The organism is Anaerolinea thermolimosa (assembly GCF_001050195.2).
Taxonomy (GTDB): domain Bacteria; phylum Chloroflexota; class Anaerolineae; order Anaerolineales; family Anaerolineaceae; genus Anaerolinea; species Anaerolinea thermolimosa.
Genome location: NZ_DF967966.1, coordinates 395,164 through 410,974 on the forward strand (window position 1 = coordinate 395,164; position 15,811 = coordinate 410,974).

General features: G+C 57.7%; 14 protein-coding genes. 9 read left to right on the forward strand and 5 right to left on the reverse strand.

From position 1 onward, the window contains the following. Nucleotides 1-89: 89 nt before the first annotated feature. The 5 genes from ATHL_RS17220 to ATHL_RS17240 form a co-directional block, all read right to left on the reverse strand. Nucleotides 90-1,178 (reverse strand): PstS family phosphate ABC transporter substrate-binding protein, encoded by a 1,089-nt coding sequence (locus tag ATHL_RS17220; RefSeq protein ID WP_062196292.1) that lies wholly within the window; start codon nt 1,176-1,178, stop codon nt 90-92. A 181-nt stretch (nt 1,179-1,359) separates the two neighbouring features. Then, nucleotides 1,360-3,114, reverse strand: a complete 1,755-nt coding sequence (locus ATHL_RS17225) for a HAMP domain-containing sensor histidine kinase (RefSeq protein WP_062196294.1) — start codon at nt 3,112-3,114, stop codon at nt 1,360-1,362. 4 nt (nt 3,115-3,118) lie between these two features. After that, the gene (locus ATHL_RS17230) at nt 3,119-3,841 is read right to left on the reverse strand and encodes a response regulator transcription factor (protein WP_062196296.1); all 723 of its coding nucleotides are present in this window, start codon (nt 3,839-3,841) and stop codon (nt 3,119-3,121) included. Then, nucleotides 3,813-5,054, reverse strand: a complete 1,242-nt coding sequence (locus ATHL_RS17235) for a glycosyltransferase family 4 protein (RefSeq protein WP_062196297.1) — start codon at nt 5,052-5,054, stop codon at nt 3,813-3,815. Before ATHL_RS17235 ends, ATHL_RS17230 begins: the two co-directional genes overlap by 29 nt. Nucleotides 5,055-5,652: 598 nt before the next feature. Continuing rightward, nucleotides 5,653-5,838: a hypothetical protein gene (locus ATHL_RS17240; protein ID WP_062196299.1), complete on the reverse strand. Its 186-nt coding sequence runs from the start codon at nt 5,836-5,838 to the stop codon at nt 5,653-5,655. A 109-nt stretch (nt 5,839-5,947) separates the two neighbouring features. On the opposite strand from ATHL_RS17240, the gene ATHL_RS17245 reads away from it, so the two are divergent. From ATHL_RS17245 to ATHL_RS19425, 9 genes are all read left to right on the forward strand, one after another. After that, entirely contained in the window at nt 5,948-6,694 is a 747-nt protein-coding gene (locus ATHL_RS17245) for an acyltransferase (RefSeq protein WP_272897359.1), read from the forward strand. Continuing rightward, the gene (locus ATHL_RS17250) at nt 6,691-7,896 is read left to right on the forward strand and encodes a glycosyltransferase family 2 protein (protein ID WP_062196303.1); all 1,206 of its coding nucleotides are present in this window, start codon (nt 6,691-6,693) and stop codon (nt 7,894-7,896) included. Before ATHL_RS17245 ends, ATHL_RS17250 begins: the two co-directional genes overlap by 4 nt. A gap of 36 nt (nt 7,897-7,932) precedes the next feature. Beyond that, nucleotides 7,933-9,603: a B12-binding domain-containing radical SAM protein gene (locus ATHL_RS17255; protein WP_062196305.1), complete on the forward strand. Its 1,671-nt coding sequence runs from the start codon at nt 7,933-7,935 to the stop codon at nt 9,601-9,603. Between the two features lie 40 nt (nt 9,604-9,643). Continuing rightward, nucleotides 9,644-10,249 carry an acyltransferase gene (locus ATHL_RS17260; RefSeq protein WP_062196342.1) on the forward strand — a complete coding sequence of 202 codons (606 nt, stop codon included), beginning with the start codon at nt 9,644-9,646 and terminating at the stop codon, nt 10,247-10,249. Beyond that, a complete protein-coding gene (locus tag ATHL_RS17265) occupies nt 10,246-11,325 on the forward strand; it encodes a DegT/DnrJ/EryC1/StrS family aminotransferase (protein ID WP_062196307.1) in 1,080 nt (359 codons plus the stop codon). The genes ATHL_RS17260 and ATHL_RS17265 overlap by 4 nt, the downstream gene beginning before the upstream one ends. Nucleotides 11,326-11,415: 90 nt before the next feature. Next, on the forward strand, nt 11,416-12,153 hold the full coding sequence (locus ATHL_RS17270; protein ID WP_084001696.1) for a glycosyltransferase family 2 protein: 738 nt from the start codon (nt 11,416-11,418) through the stop codon (nt 12,151-12,153). Between the two features lie 33 nt (nt 12,154-12,186). Continuing rightward, nucleotides 12,187-13,272 carry a non-hydrolyzing UDP-N-acetylglucosamine 2-epimerase gene (gene wecB, locus ATHL_RS17275; protein WP_062196310.1) on the forward strand — a complete coding sequence of 362 codons (1,086 nt, stop codon included), beginning with the start codon at nt 12,187-12,189 and terminating at the stop codon, nt 13,270-13,272. A 19-nt stretch (nt 13,273-13,291) separates the two neighbouring features. Further along, nucleotides 13,292-14,665: an NAD(P)/FAD-dependent oxidoreductase gene (locus tag ATHL_RS17280; protein ID WP_062196312.1), complete on the forward strand. Its 1,374-nt coding sequence runs from the start codon at nt 13,292-13,294 to the stop codon at nt 14,663-14,665. A 70-nt stretch (nt 14,666-14,735) separates the two neighbouring features. Continuing rightward, nucleotides 14,736-15,323: a hypothetical protein gene (locus ATHL_RS19425; RefSeq protein ID WP_236822417.1), complete on the forward strand. Its 588-nt coding sequence runs from the start codon at nt 14,736-14,738 to the stop codon at nt 15,321-15,323. Nucleotides 15,324-15,811 lie beyond the last annotated feature (488 nt).

Sequence of the window (15,811 nt, forward strand, 5' to 3'; positions counted from 1 at the left end):
TTTCCCTTCCATTTTGAGACATGTTCCCCTTCTCCTCTCAAGAAGGTGGGAGAAGGGGAAATCAGCCGGGAAGCGTTCGCAGGGTAAGCTTACGGTTTCATGGCCTCTTCCCAGAGCTGCATGTTTTTGTCGGCTGTTTCCTGGCTCACGGGGAAGTAGCCAACTTTGCTGATCACACTGTTGACATTTTCAAGGTAGTAGCGAATGAAGGCGGCCACCTGGGGTTTGGCTTTCATGATGCCAGCGTCGGAGTAGATGAAGAGGGGGCGCGAGAGCGGGTAGCTGCCGTCTTCGGCGGTTTTTTCATCGGGTTTGACCCCATTGATGGAGAGAGCTTTGAGGTTAGAGCCTTCGCCTTTGTAGTACGCAAAGCCAAAGTACCCGATGGCATATTTGTTGCCTTCTACGCCCTGGACGAGGACATTATCATCTTCTGAAAGGTTGAGGTTTTTCGCATCCAGCGCCAGTTTCTTGGCATCCTCCAGGCTCTCCAGTTTGAGGGGTTTCTGGATGACAGTTTCAACGAAGAAGTCAAAGGTGCCAGAGTCGGTGCCGGGGGTGTAGCGCAGAATGGGTTCAGCCGGCCAGGCGGGGTTGACGTCGGACCATTTTTCGGCGGTAGTAAAGAGTTTGGTAAGCTCTTCCATGGTGATGTTGGTGACGAAGTCGTTCTGGGGGTTGACCACCACGGTGAGCGCGTCGATGCCGACATGGAAGCCAATGGGGTTTCGGGGCGGGTTGAGTTTCTGACAATTCTCCACCTCACTATCCTTGATGGGGCGAGAGGCGTTGGAGATATCCGTCTCGCCGCTCTTGCAGAACCGTTCGAAGCCAGCGCCACTGCCGATAATATCGTTTTTAACCTGGCCTTTGAAGCCATCGGCGACGAATTCTTCAATGATCGCTTCCGTAAGTGGCCCTACGGTAGAAGACCCTGCGGTATAAATATCGCCTGTGAGACTGGCCGGGTCATAAGGGTCAGCGGTAGGTTCGGGCTGGGTGGGTGCAGGCTGGGCCTGAGTTTCGGTGGGCTGGGGGAGGGTTGCGGTTGCCTCAACCATCGTGGCGGTGGGTTGAGCCTGGGTGGCGGTGGACGCTGCCATGGGAGCGCAGGCGGCCAGCAGGGTTCCAAACGCAACCAGCGCAGTGATGCTAACCTGAATGGATCGACGGAACATGGTTCTTCTCCTTCATAAAAAGTAAGAATTAAATTGAGCAATCTGAGTTTATCTGACAGACTTTAATGGACGAAAAAGGGGTGGTTAATGCGATGTAAACATCCGAATAAGGGTTTTTAAAATTCCAAAACCTCCGGGAGGTTCAAACAGCCCGGAGGGAGGAAGGGGAAGATGAGGAAACTCAGGCGAGGGGGAGGGTGAACGAGAAGGTGCTACCCTGATTCAACTGGCTGGTTGCCCAGATGCGTCCACCGTGGGCCTCTACCAGATGCCGGGCGATGGAAAGGCCAAGCCCCGTTCCGCCGCCTGAACGGGAGCGATCACCTTTGTAAAAGCGTTCGAAAATGCGCGGCAGATCTTCGGGAGAAATGCCCACGCCGGTATCCTGCACTGAGATGATCAGCTCACGCCCGAAAGGCCTGGCAGTGACGGTGATGGTACCCCCCGGAGGGGTGAATTTGATGGCGTTGTGGATCAGGTTCATGAGCACCTGCTGGATTCGGCCAGGATCGGCGCGCACCGCAGGCAGGGGGGTGGGGCAGTCCAGCTGCAGGGTGAGGCCGGCACGTTCGGCCTGCACCTGCATGCGCTCGGTAGCCTGGCGCAGGAAAGCCAGGGGGTCGATCTCGTGCACATCCAGCGGGGCCCGCCCCGATTCAATGCGCGAAAGCTCCAGCAGCTCCTGCACCAGCTGGGTGAGGTTATCGATTTCCGTCTCCATTTGCCGCAGGAAGCGCCGGGCAGCGGGGGGGTCTTCAAGGGCACCGGCATTGAGCGTTTCGGCGAGGGCTTTGAGTGAGGCCAGAGGGGTGCGTAATTCGTGGGAGATGTTGCTCACAAAATCGCGCCGGATGTTCTCCAACCGGCGCAGGCGGGTGAGATCCTGGAAGACCATGACCACCGCCCCTTCCATTTCCTGCCCCAGCGGGGTGGCGACGGCCTGGATAAAGAGGTGTTCACCGGCCACCTCCAGCGAGAGGGATTGAGGGCTTTCCTGTTGCCGGCAGGCCTGCCACAGTTCCACAAACTGGTGCTGACGAACGATTTCAGTGAGAGAACGCCCGGGCGCCTGCTCGATGGCGATGTTAAACATGCGTGCGGCGGCGGGGTTGAGCCGCTGCACGATGCCCTCCCGGTCCACGATGACGATTGCGTCGGTCATATTCCTTAACACGGCTTCCAGCTTCTCGCGCTCCGCGGCGAGTTCGGTGAGCCTGCGCTGTAATTCGGTGGACATGCCGCGAAAGGCATTTTGCAGGCGGCTCAGCTCATCTTTTTGAGAAGTCTCGTCAATTTCAGGAAGGATGCCCGTGCTTAATTGGGTTACGGCCTGGTTAAGCGCCCCAAGCGGGCGCAGTGTGGAACGGGTGATGAGCACGGCCATCAGGGCGGCGACCAGGGCGGCAATCAGCGAGGCAATGAAGACCGAACGTACCAGTGCCCGGATGCTATCCTGGATATAGGTGAGGGGCGCGGCCAGGCGGACAATGGCGATCACCTGGCCGTTCTTTTCAACCGGAACGGCGGCGTAAAGCAAGTCGGTGTTCAGGGTGTTGCTGTGGCGGATTTCAGTGGCTTCACGGCCAAGCAGGGCTTGCTGTACTTCAGGGCGATCGAAATGGTTTTCCATTTCGCTGAGGGGCCGTTCGGATTCGCCCACAACCTGTCCGTCGGCAAGGATGATGGTGACCCGCGTATTGAGAAGGAGTGCAGAACGATGTGTGAGTTCGTTGATGGCCGGGTCGTGCGGGTTGACCTCGAGGAGAGGCGCCAGTGTGGTGCGCAGCAGGCGCGCCTCTGAGAGGAGGCTGGATTTCGTCTGGGCCAGGTAATTCTCACGCAGGAAACCGGTAAGGTAGATGGAAAGCAACCCCAGTGTGACCAGAAGGAGCAGGATAAACGGGGTAAGAATCCGCCATAACAGGCTGTGGCGCATGAGCCTACCCCTCAAAGCGATAGCCCGCGCCGCGCACGGTGATGATCCGCACAGGGCGGGAGGGGTCTTCTTCGATCTTTTCCCTCAACCAGCGAATGTGCACATCAACCGTGCGGCTGTCTCCGTAGTAATCCCAGTCCCAGACCTGTTGAAGAATGTGCTCCCGTGAGAGTACCTGCCCCCGGTGCTGGGCGAGGAAGAGGAGGAGCTCGAATTCTTTGGGCTTGAGCGCGATTACCTGACCGTTCAGGCGGGCTTCGCGCCGTGAAGGATCGATCGACAGGTTGCCAAAGGTGAATACCAGGGGCAGGGTTTCACTCTCACTGCTGGCCTGCACCTGAGAGGTTACTTCTTCACGGATCATCCTCACCCGGCGCAGCATGGCTTTCACCCGGGCCATTAATTCGCGCATGGAGAAGGGTTTGGTCATGTAATCATCGGCTCCCACCTCCAGCCCGACAACGCGATCAATTTCATCGTCGCGTGCGGTGAGCATGAGCACAGGAGTTTTCATGTCCTGACGCAGAATCCGGCACAGTTCAAAGCCATCGATGCCGGGCAACATGACGTCCAGGAGGATTAAATTGGGTTTAAAGGTGTGTGCCAGCTCGAGGGCGGTTTTTCCATCGCCGGTAGTGAGCACCTCATATCCCTCGCGGCGCAGGTTGTAAGCCAGGGTCTCCTGCAACGCAATTTCATCATCGACGACGAGAATTTTCTCGGCCATGGGAACCTCGCATTTCTACCAGAAGGCTGTTTAATTGTTCGGCCAGACGCTGGCGGTTGAAATGAGTCTCGATATATTGCCGTCCACATGCTCCCATCTGACGCGCGGCCTGAGGGTCTGATGCCAAGGTCCGCACCGCCTCGGCCAGGGCACGGGGGTTGCCCGGCGGGACAAACAGGCCGGCCCGGGCCTCTTCCACCACCTGCCGGATGACTCCATCAATGGCCAGGATCACCGGCCTGCCAGCGGCCATGTAATCAAAGACTTTGTTGGGGTAGGTGGTGCGGTAAAGCGCGATGGGTTTGAGGATGGCCAGGCAGGCATCGGCGGCGGCCATGACCTCACCCATGCTGGCTTTGGGAACGGGCGGGAGGAAGCGCAGGTTAGTCAGGCGCAGAGCCTCGGCGTGGGCCTGCAGGTGGGGCTTTTCTTTGCCGTCTCCCACGAGAAGGAATGTAATGGAAGGCTCGTCTTGCAGATAACTGGCGGCTTCCAGCACCACCCCCAGATCGTTCGAAAGCCCATGGGCGCCGGCATAGAGCACCACAAACTGACCGTTGAGGCCATGAGCCCTGCGGAAAGCTTCGCCGTGCCCGTCCGGCGAGAACATGAGGGGGTCGGCGCCGTTGGGTACCAGTTCTACCTGGCGGGCGCCGCGTTGCGTAACGTGCTCGATGAAACCAGGCGAATTGACCATGACCCGGTCGGCGTGCCGGTAGAGGAAGCTTTCCAGCCAGAGCGATGCGCGAATCAACAGCGGGTTGCGCAGCACCCCTACAGCTATGGCAAACGCTGGCCAGAGGTCGCGGATTTCAAGCAGGAAAGGCACTCCCTTGAGGCGGGCCAGCATCCAGCCTGTGACTGCCTGGAAGATGGGTGGAGAAGTGCCCCACACCAGGTCGACCTCACGCACCCCCAGCCCGACGAAAAAGGATGAGACCATGAAACTGAGAAAACTCAAAACCCGATGAAAAAAACTGCGGTGCAGAGCGGGGTAGGTGTAGGTGCGCAAGAGTGTGATGCCGGGAGGGTCTTCCTGCCGTTCCACCCAGGCGGTGTGTGTGCCTCTTTGACCGCTCAGATAATTGACCGGGCTGGCGATGATGGTGACCCGATGGCCGCGGCTGACCAGATAGCGGGCCAGTTCATGGTGACGCGTCCCGCCAGCTTCATTCAAAGAGGCAAAGGCCTGATGAATCAGGAGAATATGCATGTTAACATTTTACCAGAGTGAAGGTGTGCGGATTCATTCCTCGCGGCTGGATCATCCCTGGAAAAAGGATGATTTTTAATTCTTTTCGTCCGATTTTCCCTTTTCGGGGAGGATGCAGAAGAAATCAGGTATTTTGCAATCCAAATTGTAACCAAATTCAAACCATTTGTTAACATTGCAACGCAATCGTTACTTGACTCAAGAGATCGAATTTGTTAGACTCAAGTCGGAAAGTTGAACTGCCAAGATCAACTTTCCAGGTTATTCAGGAAAATAACCTTTCGGGAGCCATGAACCGGATACTCAAGTTGGTCGCTTAGCGCGTAGTGCGCAAAGGTATCCGGGGAGCCAGTAGCGAAACCGACGAGTCTGTCTGTTTCGCTTCTTTGTTAATATGGTCGGAGACGAAATTGGGGCGAGAAACCATTCGTCAGACGGGCAAAGAAATACGATAAACAAGCAATACAGTACGTGATTTGCTTTCCCCTAAATGAGAGGGAAGCAAAAGTTCAGGGGCTATTAAGATATTTTTTGTGAAATTCATATCTGTTTATTGGCCTCTGGTGGTGACTGGTGTGAGTTGGTGCTGGGGTTGGTTTCACCGGGCGGTAAAAGCCTGACCTGGTGAGAGAGTCAGAAGGACAGGAGCGGCAATCAAAACCTGTCCGGCTTTGGAAAGAGCAATCGAGATCGGGTGAGATGGGCGGTGGAAATTTAAACCGCCCTGCCGGGTTTGCACAATGGCATCCTGCGAAGCCGCCGCACTTTTCAGGATCGCCTCCATCTCTTTTCTACTCAGCCCAGCCGCTTCCCTGTGCGGGAATGTCGGAAGGGCGGAGCACGGTTGAGCTGTGAATTTCCTCATGGTGGCGCCTGCAAAGCGTTCTTCTGTTTTGAAAAGTCTGCAACTGTACCTCAACCGCCAGGCTTCTTCCCCGGGGCGATATTTGCTCGAGCAGGGGGTGATGGGGCTGGCAGGTTGGGTACCGGGTTTGGTGGGAATTGCCCTGCGCGGAGTGCTGTACCGCCTGATCCTGCGAATGGACGGCCTGGCAGCCATTGAAAGTCGGGTGCGCCTGCGCTTTGCCGGGAATATCCGGCTGGGGCACGGGGTGTATCTCGACCAGGGCGTTTACCTGCACGCCTGCCCGCGAGGCATTGAGATTGGGCCGCGCACGATCGTCATGCACGGCGCTGTGCTGCACGTGTATAACTTCCGGAATATGCCGCATTCCGGAATTCGCATCGGGGCAGATAGCCTGATTGGGGAGTACAGCGTCATTCGCGGGCAGGGAGGGGTCGAGATCGGTGACCGGGTGTATACCTCGCCGTTCACGCAAATCATCGCCGTCAATCATGTTTTCGATGACCCGAACCGCCCTTTTATCCACCAGGGGATCACCGCGCAGGGCATCGTCATTGAAGATGACGTCTGGCTGGGGGCAGGAGCTATCATTACGGATGGAGTCAGGGTGGGAAAAGGTGCAGTGGTGGCCGCGGGAGCCGTGGTGACGCATGACGTGCCACCTCATACGGTGGTGGGAGGGGTTCCAGCGCGGCCCCTTCGTACCATTGATGGTACACACCCGGTTCCCCGGGATGTTCCTGTTTATTTTGATCCAACGGAGGTTAATGGATGACCACGCTGTCGGTTGTGATCCCGGCATACAATGAGGAGGGTGGCATTGCAGAAATCGTCCACCGGGTGCTGGCTATCGAGCCGGAACTGGTGAAGGTGGGTGTAGACCGGATGGAACTGCTGGTGGTAGATGATGGTTCGAAAGACCGCACTGCCGAGATCGTCAGCCAGATTCCGGGGGTGCGGTTGATCCGTCATGCCCGGAACCGCGGGTACGGGGGAGCGCTGAAAAACGGGTTCGCACAGGCCACCGGTGAATTAATCGGATTCCTGGACGCTGATGGGACATATCCGCCGGAATTCTTCCCGCAGTTATGCCAGGCGGCCCTGAATGGAGGCGAACTGGTGATTGGTTCGCGCATGGCCGGTGAGAAAAGCCAGATGCCCCTGACACGCCGGATTGGGAACTTCTTCTTTGCCAACCTGCTTTCACTGGTCGGGCGGCAAAGGGTGACCGATAGTGCCAGCGGGATGCGGGTGTTCTGGCGAGAAATTCTGGAACGCCTCTATCCCCTTCCCGATGGCCTGAACCTCACGCCGGTGATGAGCACGCGCGCCATCCATGAGGGCATCAAGGTGGTTGAGGTGCCCATCCCGTATTCTGAGCGCGTGGGGCGTTCTAAACTGAGTGTGGTGCGTGATGGGGCGGTTTTCTTGCAGTCCATTCTCTGGACGGCCCTTTCCTACAACCCGGTGCGCATCCTCGGTCTGATCGGCCTGGGCGGGGTGGGGTATGCGCTGCTGGTGGGGCTGGCATTGCTGCTTGCCCGCCTTCAGGGGGTGACCACCCTCGGCCCCTGGGCCATTGCGGCTCTCTACTGGGCACTGGTTTCGGGAGTGGCCGGGATTACCATCTTCTCACTGGGGACGACTTTCAATTACCTGGTGTCGTTGTTTTATAAACGCCCCATCCGGCAGGGGCTGTTCGGCAAGCCGATCTTCAACCCGCCCCTTGACCGGCAGTTCGGGTGGATGGGCACGGTGAGTTTTCTGATTGGTCTGCTCATCGGGATTGTCAGCATTGCGCTGGGCGTAAGCGGTTGGGATTTCAACCGGCTATGGCTCTACCTGCTCGGAAGCGCCTTTTTTATCCTTATCGGCATTCAACTGGTGATCTCGTGGATCGTGATGCGTGTGCTGGAAGACCTCAGCCAGCGTGAAGCCCAGGCCGAACGGGATATGCATTCGGCGCATCTGCATTAATTATCGGTTAGGTAGTCAGTCCAAGGAGGTATTGAGATGGACGAACAACAGAATGATATTCGAAAGATTAATCTGGGCACTTCACGCATTCCGGAATTGCGCATGGCGCGCTTCCCCAATGCCGATGAAGCTGTGCGCCAAGCTATGCTCAACAAGCCCCGCTCGCCAGATGCGGTGGATATCTTACTGGTGAACCCACCCACGCCCGATGGTGGATTGTGGATTCGCACTCAGCACCGCGTGGGGCGGCGTACACGTGAGAACATGGTCTGGCCGCAGGTTTCTCTGGCGCAGATGGCGGCCATTCTTCACCCTACGTACACCTTCAAGATTATTGATGCCAATGCTGAACGCATTTCCTGGCCGGAGTTTACCCGCATGCTGGATAAATATCAGCCTAAGTATTACATGTCACAGCTCACCGCGCCCACGCTTGAGAACGATATGTACGGGGTTTTCCTGGCCAAGGCGCGTGGGGCGAAGACGATCGTTTTCGGTACGCACATTACGCCGATCCCTGTGGAGACCATGCGGGCTTATCCGGCGCTGGATTTTGGTCTGGTGGGTGAACCCGACCTGACCATTCGCGACCTGCTCGATCACCTGGAGGGGAAGATCGATCAACGCCCGCCGCTGGTGCAAAAAATGATTGATGAGCACGATCCCAATTATCGTCCTGCGTTGCGGGAAGATGGCAGTGTGGATCTGGCGGGGATCGCCGGGCTGGCCTGGCGGCGCGGAGATGAGATTGTGGTCAACCGCCAGCGCCCGTTCATCAAAGATCTCAATGATCTTCCCATCCCACTGCACGATCAGCTCCCCCTGATGAAATACCGCATGCCCTGGATTAAGGGGCCGTTCACCTTTATTGTCACCAGCAGGGGTTGCCCGGCAGGCTGCATTTATTGTATCAAGCACGTTTCCTATCAGTACACGGTGCGGTTACGCTCCCCTGAAAAAATCATGGAAGAGCTGTGGGTGCTCAAGAAGCTGGGCATTAACAACATCCACATGTATGCAGATCTTTTCACCGTCAGCCGCGACCAGGTGGTGGAGTTATGCAGGCGGATCATCGACGAAAACCTGAAGATCCGCTGGACGTGCAACAGCCGCGTGGATTACGTTGACGAGGAAATGCTCTCTCTCATGGGAAAGGCAGGCTGCTGGCTCATCTCGTGGGGCATCGAAAGTGGAAATGAACAGGTACTGCGCCATGCTCATAAAGGTGCCTATCCTGACAAAGCCGAGCGCGCTCTGCGCTGGGCTCACAAAGCCGGGATTAAAAACTGGGGATATTTCATTATCGGGTTGCCCACCGAAACTGAAGAGACCATCCGGCAGACGATCAATTTTGCCAAGAAACTGCCGCTGGATATTGCCCTCTTCCATGTGGCCGCGCCCTATCCAGGCACGCCGTTCTTCTTCGAGGTAGTCAGGGAAGGCTGGTTCCGTCCCGGCACGCGCTGGGAGCAGGTGGACATGGACAAGGGCACCGTGCTGGATTACCCCGGCCTGCCCGCCGAACGGCTGCTCTACTGGCAAAAGCGGGCCTTCCGTGAGTGGGCGCTGCGCCCCGGGCCGATGCTCACTTACCTGAAGATGCTGTTTTCTGACCCGGCCACCTTCACCAATGCCCTGAGTGTGGGTTTCCAGACGCTTCTGTGGCAGTCTTCGGATGAAGGGATCGGCACGAGCGGAGGCGATTGAGGAAAATAGAGGTATCATTAAAACCTGGGGAGGGAAACCTGTGAACACAGAACCATTACAAGAAAAGCCACCGGCGCGCATTCATGCCACAGCAGAGGTCTCACCGGCGGCAAAGATTGGCGCCGGCAGCCGTATCTGGCATTATGTGCAGATCCGCGAAGGGGCCGAGCTGGGTGAAAATTGTATCGTTGGTAAAGATGTGTACATCGATTTTGATGTGCGGGTGGGAAACAACGTCAAAATTCAGAACGGCGCTTACCTCTATCATGGCCTGACGGTGGAAGACGGGGTGTTCATTGGCCCGCGGGCGGTTTTCACCAATGACGTCTACCCACGGGCGATCAACCCGGATGGCACCCTCAAAGGGGCCGACGACTGGGAGGTGGGGCCAACCCGGGTATGCTACGGGGCCTCGATTGGCAGTGGGGCGATCGTGCTCCCGAACGTGACCATCGGGCGTTTTGCACTGGTGGCGGCGGGGGCGGTGGTCACTCGTTCTGTCCCCGATCACGGCCTGGTGGTGGGGGTTCCGGCCCGGCTGGTGGGGTATGCCTGCCGGTGCGGGCGCCGCATGACCCCCCAGGGGAACGGTTATTTTTGCAGTGTCTGTCAGTGGACTTTTCATCCAGAGGAATTAACCCCATGATCAGCATTTCCAAGCCTCAGATTGGCGAAGAAGAAAAACAGGCGGTGTTGCAGGTGCTCGAATCAGGGCAGCTGGCGCAGGGCCCCAAAGTGAAAGAATTTGAGGAACGCTTTGCCGCATGGTGTGGCGTGAAATATGCCGTGGCCACGTCTTCCGGGACGACCGCCCTGCACGTGGCTTTGCTTGCCCACGGCATTGGCCAGGGGGATGAAGTCATCACCACACCCTTCAGTTTTATTGCGTCGGCCAATTGCATTTTGTATGCCGGAGCAACCCCCGTCTTTGCGGATATCGAGCCGGAATATTACACCCTCGACCCGGTGGATGTGGAGCGGCGCATCACCCCTCGCACCCGGGCGATTATCCCCGTGCACCTTTTCGGGCAGGCGGCGGATATGGAAGCCCTTTCGGCGATTGCCGCCAGACACAACCTGGCGATTATCGAAGACGCATGCCAGTCACATGGGGCCCGGCTGAACGGCAAAATGGTCGGCGCGTGGGGAACCGCGTGTTATTCGTTTTATCCCACCAAGAACATGACCACCATCGAGGGCGGTATGATTACCACCAACGATGAGGGGGTGGCAGAAAGGGCCCGGCTCATCCGCAATCATGGCAGCCCACGCCGTTACCTGCATGAGTCGCTGGGGTTTAACTTCCGCATGACCGATCTGCAGGCTGCCATTGGGCTGGCGCAACTACCCAAGCTCGATGGATGGAACCGGAAGCGGCAGGAGAACGCCGCCTACCTCACCTCTGGCCTGGAAGACCTGCCCGGAATTCAGCCCCCGCGGGTGCGCCCCGGTGGTGAGCATGTTTTTCATCAGTACACCCTGCGGGCGGCTCAACGCGATGCGTTGCTCGAACAGCTTTCGGCGCGGGGGATTGGAGTGGGGGTGTATTACCCCATCCCCATTCATCAACAGCCTCTCTACCGGCAGATGGGGTACCAGGAGAAACTGCCTGTTTCTGAAGCCGCCAGCGCGGAAGTGCTGTCATTACCGGTGCATCCGGCGCTCACCCGTGCTGAACTGGATGAGATCATAGCGGCGGTAACCGGAGCCGTGAAAAGCTGACGCTTCTCCGCCGGGGATGTTATTTCGCGGGGCGCCCTCAGCGATCTGATGGGCAGGGCACCCGGCAGGATAGAAAGAATCACGACACAGATGAACATTTCCATCGTCATTCCTTGTTACAACGAAGAAGAAAATATTGCCAAACTGAAGACCGAACTGCTGCCGGTATTGATGAACCTCAGCCAGGGTGATGAAGTGGAAACCATCTTTGTGGACGATGGCAGTACCGATGCCACCTGGCCCCTGCTCCATCAAACCTTTGGAGATTTAAACCTTCCCGGGGTGCATTTTGTTTTTCTGCAGCATGAGGTCAACCGGGGGCTGGGAGCGGCGTTGCGTACCGGTTTTGCCGCCGTGAGTGGTGACCTGATCGTGACCACCGACAGTGATGGTACGTACCGCTTTTCGACCATCCCTGCACTGCTGGCCTGCCTGACCCCCGGGGTAGATCTGGTCACGGCCTCCCCGTATCACCCGCAGGGCGGGGTGGCCGGTGTGCCACGCTATCGTCTGGTTCTCAGTCAGGGTGCTTCCTTCCTGTACCGGGTGCTGGTGAACTGGAAGGTGCACACCTATACCTGCCTCTTCAGGGCATACCGGCGGAAGGTGATTGACACGGTTTCCTTCCAGTCGAATGGTTTTCTGGCAGGCACGGAATTGATGGTGAAAGCCATGCTCAAGGGTTACCGGGTGGCTGAATTCCCTGCGGTGCTCTACGCCCGTCAGTACGGCACTTCAAAAGCCAAGCTGATACGCACCATCCTGGCGCACTTACGCTTTCAATGGCGGGTGTTCCTTCACCGTCTGCGCCTGGTTGCGCTGGCCTGACTCTCTGAAGCCTTTCTCTGGTGATAGACCTCTATGAAAATTCTTTCTGTGGTTGGTGCACGGCCTGAGTTTATCCAGGCCGCCCCTGTCAGCCGTGCTTTGCGGCAGAGGCATCACGAAGTGCTGGTGCACACCGGCCAGCACTACGATTACCGCATGTCGCAAACGTTTTTTGATGAACTGGGCATCCCGACGCCCGACTATAACCTGGAGGTTGGTTCCGGGAGCCACGCCCGCCAGACGGGAGAAATCCTCATCCGCATGGAAGAGGTGATGCTTCGGGAAAAGCCCGACCTGGTCATCGTGCGCGGTGATACCAATTCCACCCTGGCGGGGGCCCTGGCCGCCAGTAAGTTGCATATCCCGGTGGCGCATATTGAAGCCGGTGAACGGAGCTTTGATCGGCGCATGCCTGAAGAGATCAACCGCCTGGTGGCCGACCGGCTGGCCGACCTGTTCTTCTGCGTCAGCCAGAAGGCGGTGAGGCATCTGGCGGCGGAGGGCATTCACACCCGGGTGCACTGGGTAGGTGATGTGATGCTCGATGCCATGCTGACCAACCGCCTGCTGGCGCGTGAGCGTTCGACGGCCTTAAGAGATTTAGGGTTATCGCCCCGCTCTTATGCGCTGGTTACCGTACACCGCGCCGCCAACACCGATGACCCGGAGCGCCTGGGGGGGATTGCCCGGGCGTTGAACGCGGTGGAAGAGAATGTGATCTTCCCGGTTCATCCCCGCACGCGCAGGGCAATCGAGTCTGCGGGCATTCAGTTTAAGCGGCATGTGCGGTTGATTGAACCGGTGGGGTATCTGGATATGATGATGCTCGAAGAAAACGCCCGCCTCATTGCCACTGACTCGGGTGGTGTGCAGCGTGAGGCGTATTTTCTGGGGGTGCCGTGTCTTACCCTGCGGGATGAAACCGAATGGGTTGAAACCGTGGAGGTGGGCTGGAATTGCCTGGTGGGAGCGGACCCGGAAAAAATTCTTCAGGCATGGCACACCTTCGCCCCACCTGCCGAACGCCCCCCCATTTTTGGCGATGGCCATGCCAGTGAAGCCATTGCCCGGCACATTGATGCCTGGTCGACGCCGGATAATGCAGGTAAAGCTTTTTAGAGGTATTTCATCAACAGCGATGAATGGTTCATTTGACAATTCTTCTTCAACCCATCCCCGCGTGGCTATCATCGGCGGGGGCATTATGGGCATCAGCCTGGGGTACTACCTTTCCAGGGCGGGGGTGCAGGTGGAAATTTTTGAGGCCTCACCCGTGCTGGGGGGGCTGGCCGGGCCAATTCATCTCCCGGATGGGACGGCGGTAGATCGCTTTTATCACGCCATTCTTTCCAGCGATCGTCACCTGCGCCAGTTGTGTGAAGAGCTGGGCATTGCTGACCGGTTGCGCTTTAAAGAAACGCGTATGGGGTTTTATCATCAGGGCGCCATCTACCCGATGAACAACATCGTGGATTTTTTACGCTTTCCACCGCTGGGCTGGGTTGACCGGTTCAGACTGGGGATAACCGTGGTGGCGGCACAGCTCATCCGCGACTGGATGAAGCTGGAGCGCGTGGGGGTGGAAGACTGGCTCATCGGCCTGAGCGGGCGCAACACTTACCAGAACATCTGGCGCCCCATGCTCAAGGCCAAGTTCGATGGCGGCTTTGAGAAGACACCCGCCACTTACATCTGGTCACGCCTGGTCAGGGTGAAGTCTACCCGCAGTGGGGCCAGCCAGAAAGAAGAAGCGGGGCATCTCATCGGCGGGTATCCCACCTTGATGCAGGCCATGGCGGAGAAAATTATTGCGGCGGGGGGAGAGATCCATCTTTCGACGCCGGTGCAGGAGGTGGTCATCCGTGAGGGACGGGCGGCGGGCATTCGGCTGGGAGACCGGGAAGCACCCTTCGACCGGGTTGTCGTCACCCTGCAAACCCCTGTTTTTCAAAAGTTGATCCCCGGCGCCCCACAAGCCTATCACGATTTTCTTTCCCAGACGGATTACATTGGCATTGTCTGCCCCCTGCTGGTGCTGGATCGCCCGCTTTCGGGATACTGGACGCTCAACATCACGGACGACAGCGTGCCCTTCACCGGCGTGATCGAAACCACCACTTATATCGACCCGTCTTATGTGGGGGGGCATCACCTGGTGTATTTACCCAAGTACACCGCGCCGGGCAGCCCTCTGCAGCGCATGAGCGATGAAGAAATTCGCGCCATGTGGATGATGCATTTGAAGCGCATGTTCCCTGACTTTGACGAGAGTCAGGTGCGGTACTTTTTGATTCATCGCGAACGTTATGTGGAGCCGTTGCACTACATCCATCAAACTCATTTGATCCCGGCAGTGAAGACCCCGGTGGAGAATCTGTACCTTTCGACCACCGCGCAAATTTACCCCGCGCTGACCAACGGTGAATCCGTCAGCCGTCACGCTTTCGATTCGGCCCGGGTGGTGCTTCAGGATCTGCAACAGCTCCCTGCGCGGGAAGCAACCTTCTCTTAAACGGGTGGCATTGAACCTTCATACCCATTACCGGTGGCAAAAACAGGCAGACAGGCGCAGAAAAGGCGTAATGACCGTGGCTGGCGCTTTTCTGGTGCTGGTCTTCTCGGCGATGTTTTGCCTTTCGGGGTCACGCGCCCAGGCCACTTCTGCCCCGGTGTTGCTCATCACCAACGGTGGGTATGGGGCAACCCTGGGGGAGATTTTACGTGCTGAGGGGTTGAATCTCTTCGATCAGGTTGTCCTCAGTGCGATGAATGCTTCTCTTCTGGCGCAGTACAGGGTGGTTATTCTTGGGCCGGGAAGCCTCACTTCGAGTCAGGCGGCTGACCTGCGTGCTTACGTGAACGGCGGTGGGCGGCTGCTGGCTGTGTGCCCTGATGCACAACTGGCTGATCTCTTCGGGTTAGGGGCGAGTGCAGGGGGGGCTTTTGGATGGGTATCTGAAAATCTCTGGCACGGCTGCCTTCGACGGAAGCACCCCTGGTGCCGGGCTGACTACCCAGACTCTGCAAATTCACGGCCTGACCGATCAATACGCACTCGCTGGCGGGGTCAAACTGGCGAGCCTCTATTCCGATGCGACGGCTTCCACTTCCTACCCGGCAGTGGTGGGAAACCTGGCTGGCAGTGGCAGGGCGGTGGCCTTTCTGTATGACCTGGGAAAGAATATCGTCCTCACCCGGCAAGGGGACCCGGCCAATGCCGGTATCGATGTGGATGGCGACGGTGTGGTGCGTGCTTTTGAACTCTTCTGGAAATGGTCGGGTGACCACACCACCAGGATCCCGTGGGTCAATCTTGATCGGGTGCCTGTGCCACAGGCGGATGAGCAGATGCGCCTGTTTTCGCGGCTGGTGCGCCAGCTGGCCAACCAGCCCCTGCCGCAATTATGGTATTTTCCGGGGAGCACCCGCACGATGCTGGTTTTAACTGGCGATGCTCATGCCAACCCCACGGCGTATTATCAGCAGGAAATCAACAGCCTGAACGCTTATGGGGCCAGGATGACCTTTTACCTCGTCCAGGCGGGTGAGCCAACGAATGCCAACGTGCAGGCCTGGCGGGCGCAGGGGCACGAGTTTGGCATTCACCCTTATGCAAGTAAACCTGATGTGGGTATTACGAACATTGACCAGGGGTATG

Excerpts from the sequence above, each read along its gene's own strand:
- ATHL_RS17220 (WP_062196292.1), bottom strand. The coding sequence starts at position 1,178 with ATGTTCCGTCGATCCATTCAGGTTAGCATCACTGCGCTGGTTGCGTTT.
- ATHL_RS17225 (WP_062196294.1), bottom strand. The coding sequence starts at position 3,114 with ATGCGCCACAGCCTGTTATGGCGGATTCTTACCCCGTTTATCCTGCTC.
- ATHL_RS17230 (WP_062196296.1), bottom strand. The coding sequence starts at position 3,841 with ATGGCCGAGAAAATTCTCGTCGTCGATGATGAAATTGCGTTGCAGGAG.
- ATHL_RS17235 (WP_062196297.1), bottom strand. The coding sequence starts at position 5,054 with ATGCATATTCTCCTGATTCATCAGGCCTTTGCCTCTTTGAATGAAGCT.
- ATHL_RS17240 (WP_062196299.1), bottom strand. The coding sequence starts at position 5,838 with ATGGAGGCGATCCTGAAAAGTGCGGCGGCTTCGCAGGATGCCATTGTG.
- ATHL_RS17250 (WP_062196303.1), top strand. The coding sequence starts at position 6,691 with ATGACCACGCTGTCGGTTGTGATCCCGGCATACAATGAGGAGGGTGGC.
- ATHL_RS17255 (WP_062196305.1), top strand. The coding sequence starts at position 7,933 with ATGGACGAACAACAGAATGATATTCGAAAGATTAATCTGGGCACTTCA.
- ATHL_RS17265 (WP_062196307.1), top strand. The coding sequence starts at position 10,246 with ATGATCAGCATTTCCAAGCCTCAGATTGGCGAAGAAGAAAAACAGGCG.
- ATHL_RS17270 (WP_084001696.1), top strand. The coding sequence starts at position 11,416 with ATGAACATTTCCATCGTCATTCCTTGTTACAACGAAGAAGAAAATATT.
- wecB (WP_062196310.1), top strand. The coding sequence starts at position 12,187 with ATGAAAATTCTTTCTGTGGTTGGTGCACGGCCTGAGTTTATCCAGGCC.
- ATHL_RS17280 (WP_062196312.1), top strand. The coding sequence starts at position 13,292 with ATGAATGGTTCATTTGACAATTCTTCTTCAACCCATCCCCGCGTGGCT.
- ATHL_RS19425 (WP_236822417.1), top strand. The coding sequence starts at position 14,736 with ATGACCGTGGCTGGCGCTTTTCTGGTGCTGGTCTTCTCGGCGATGTTT.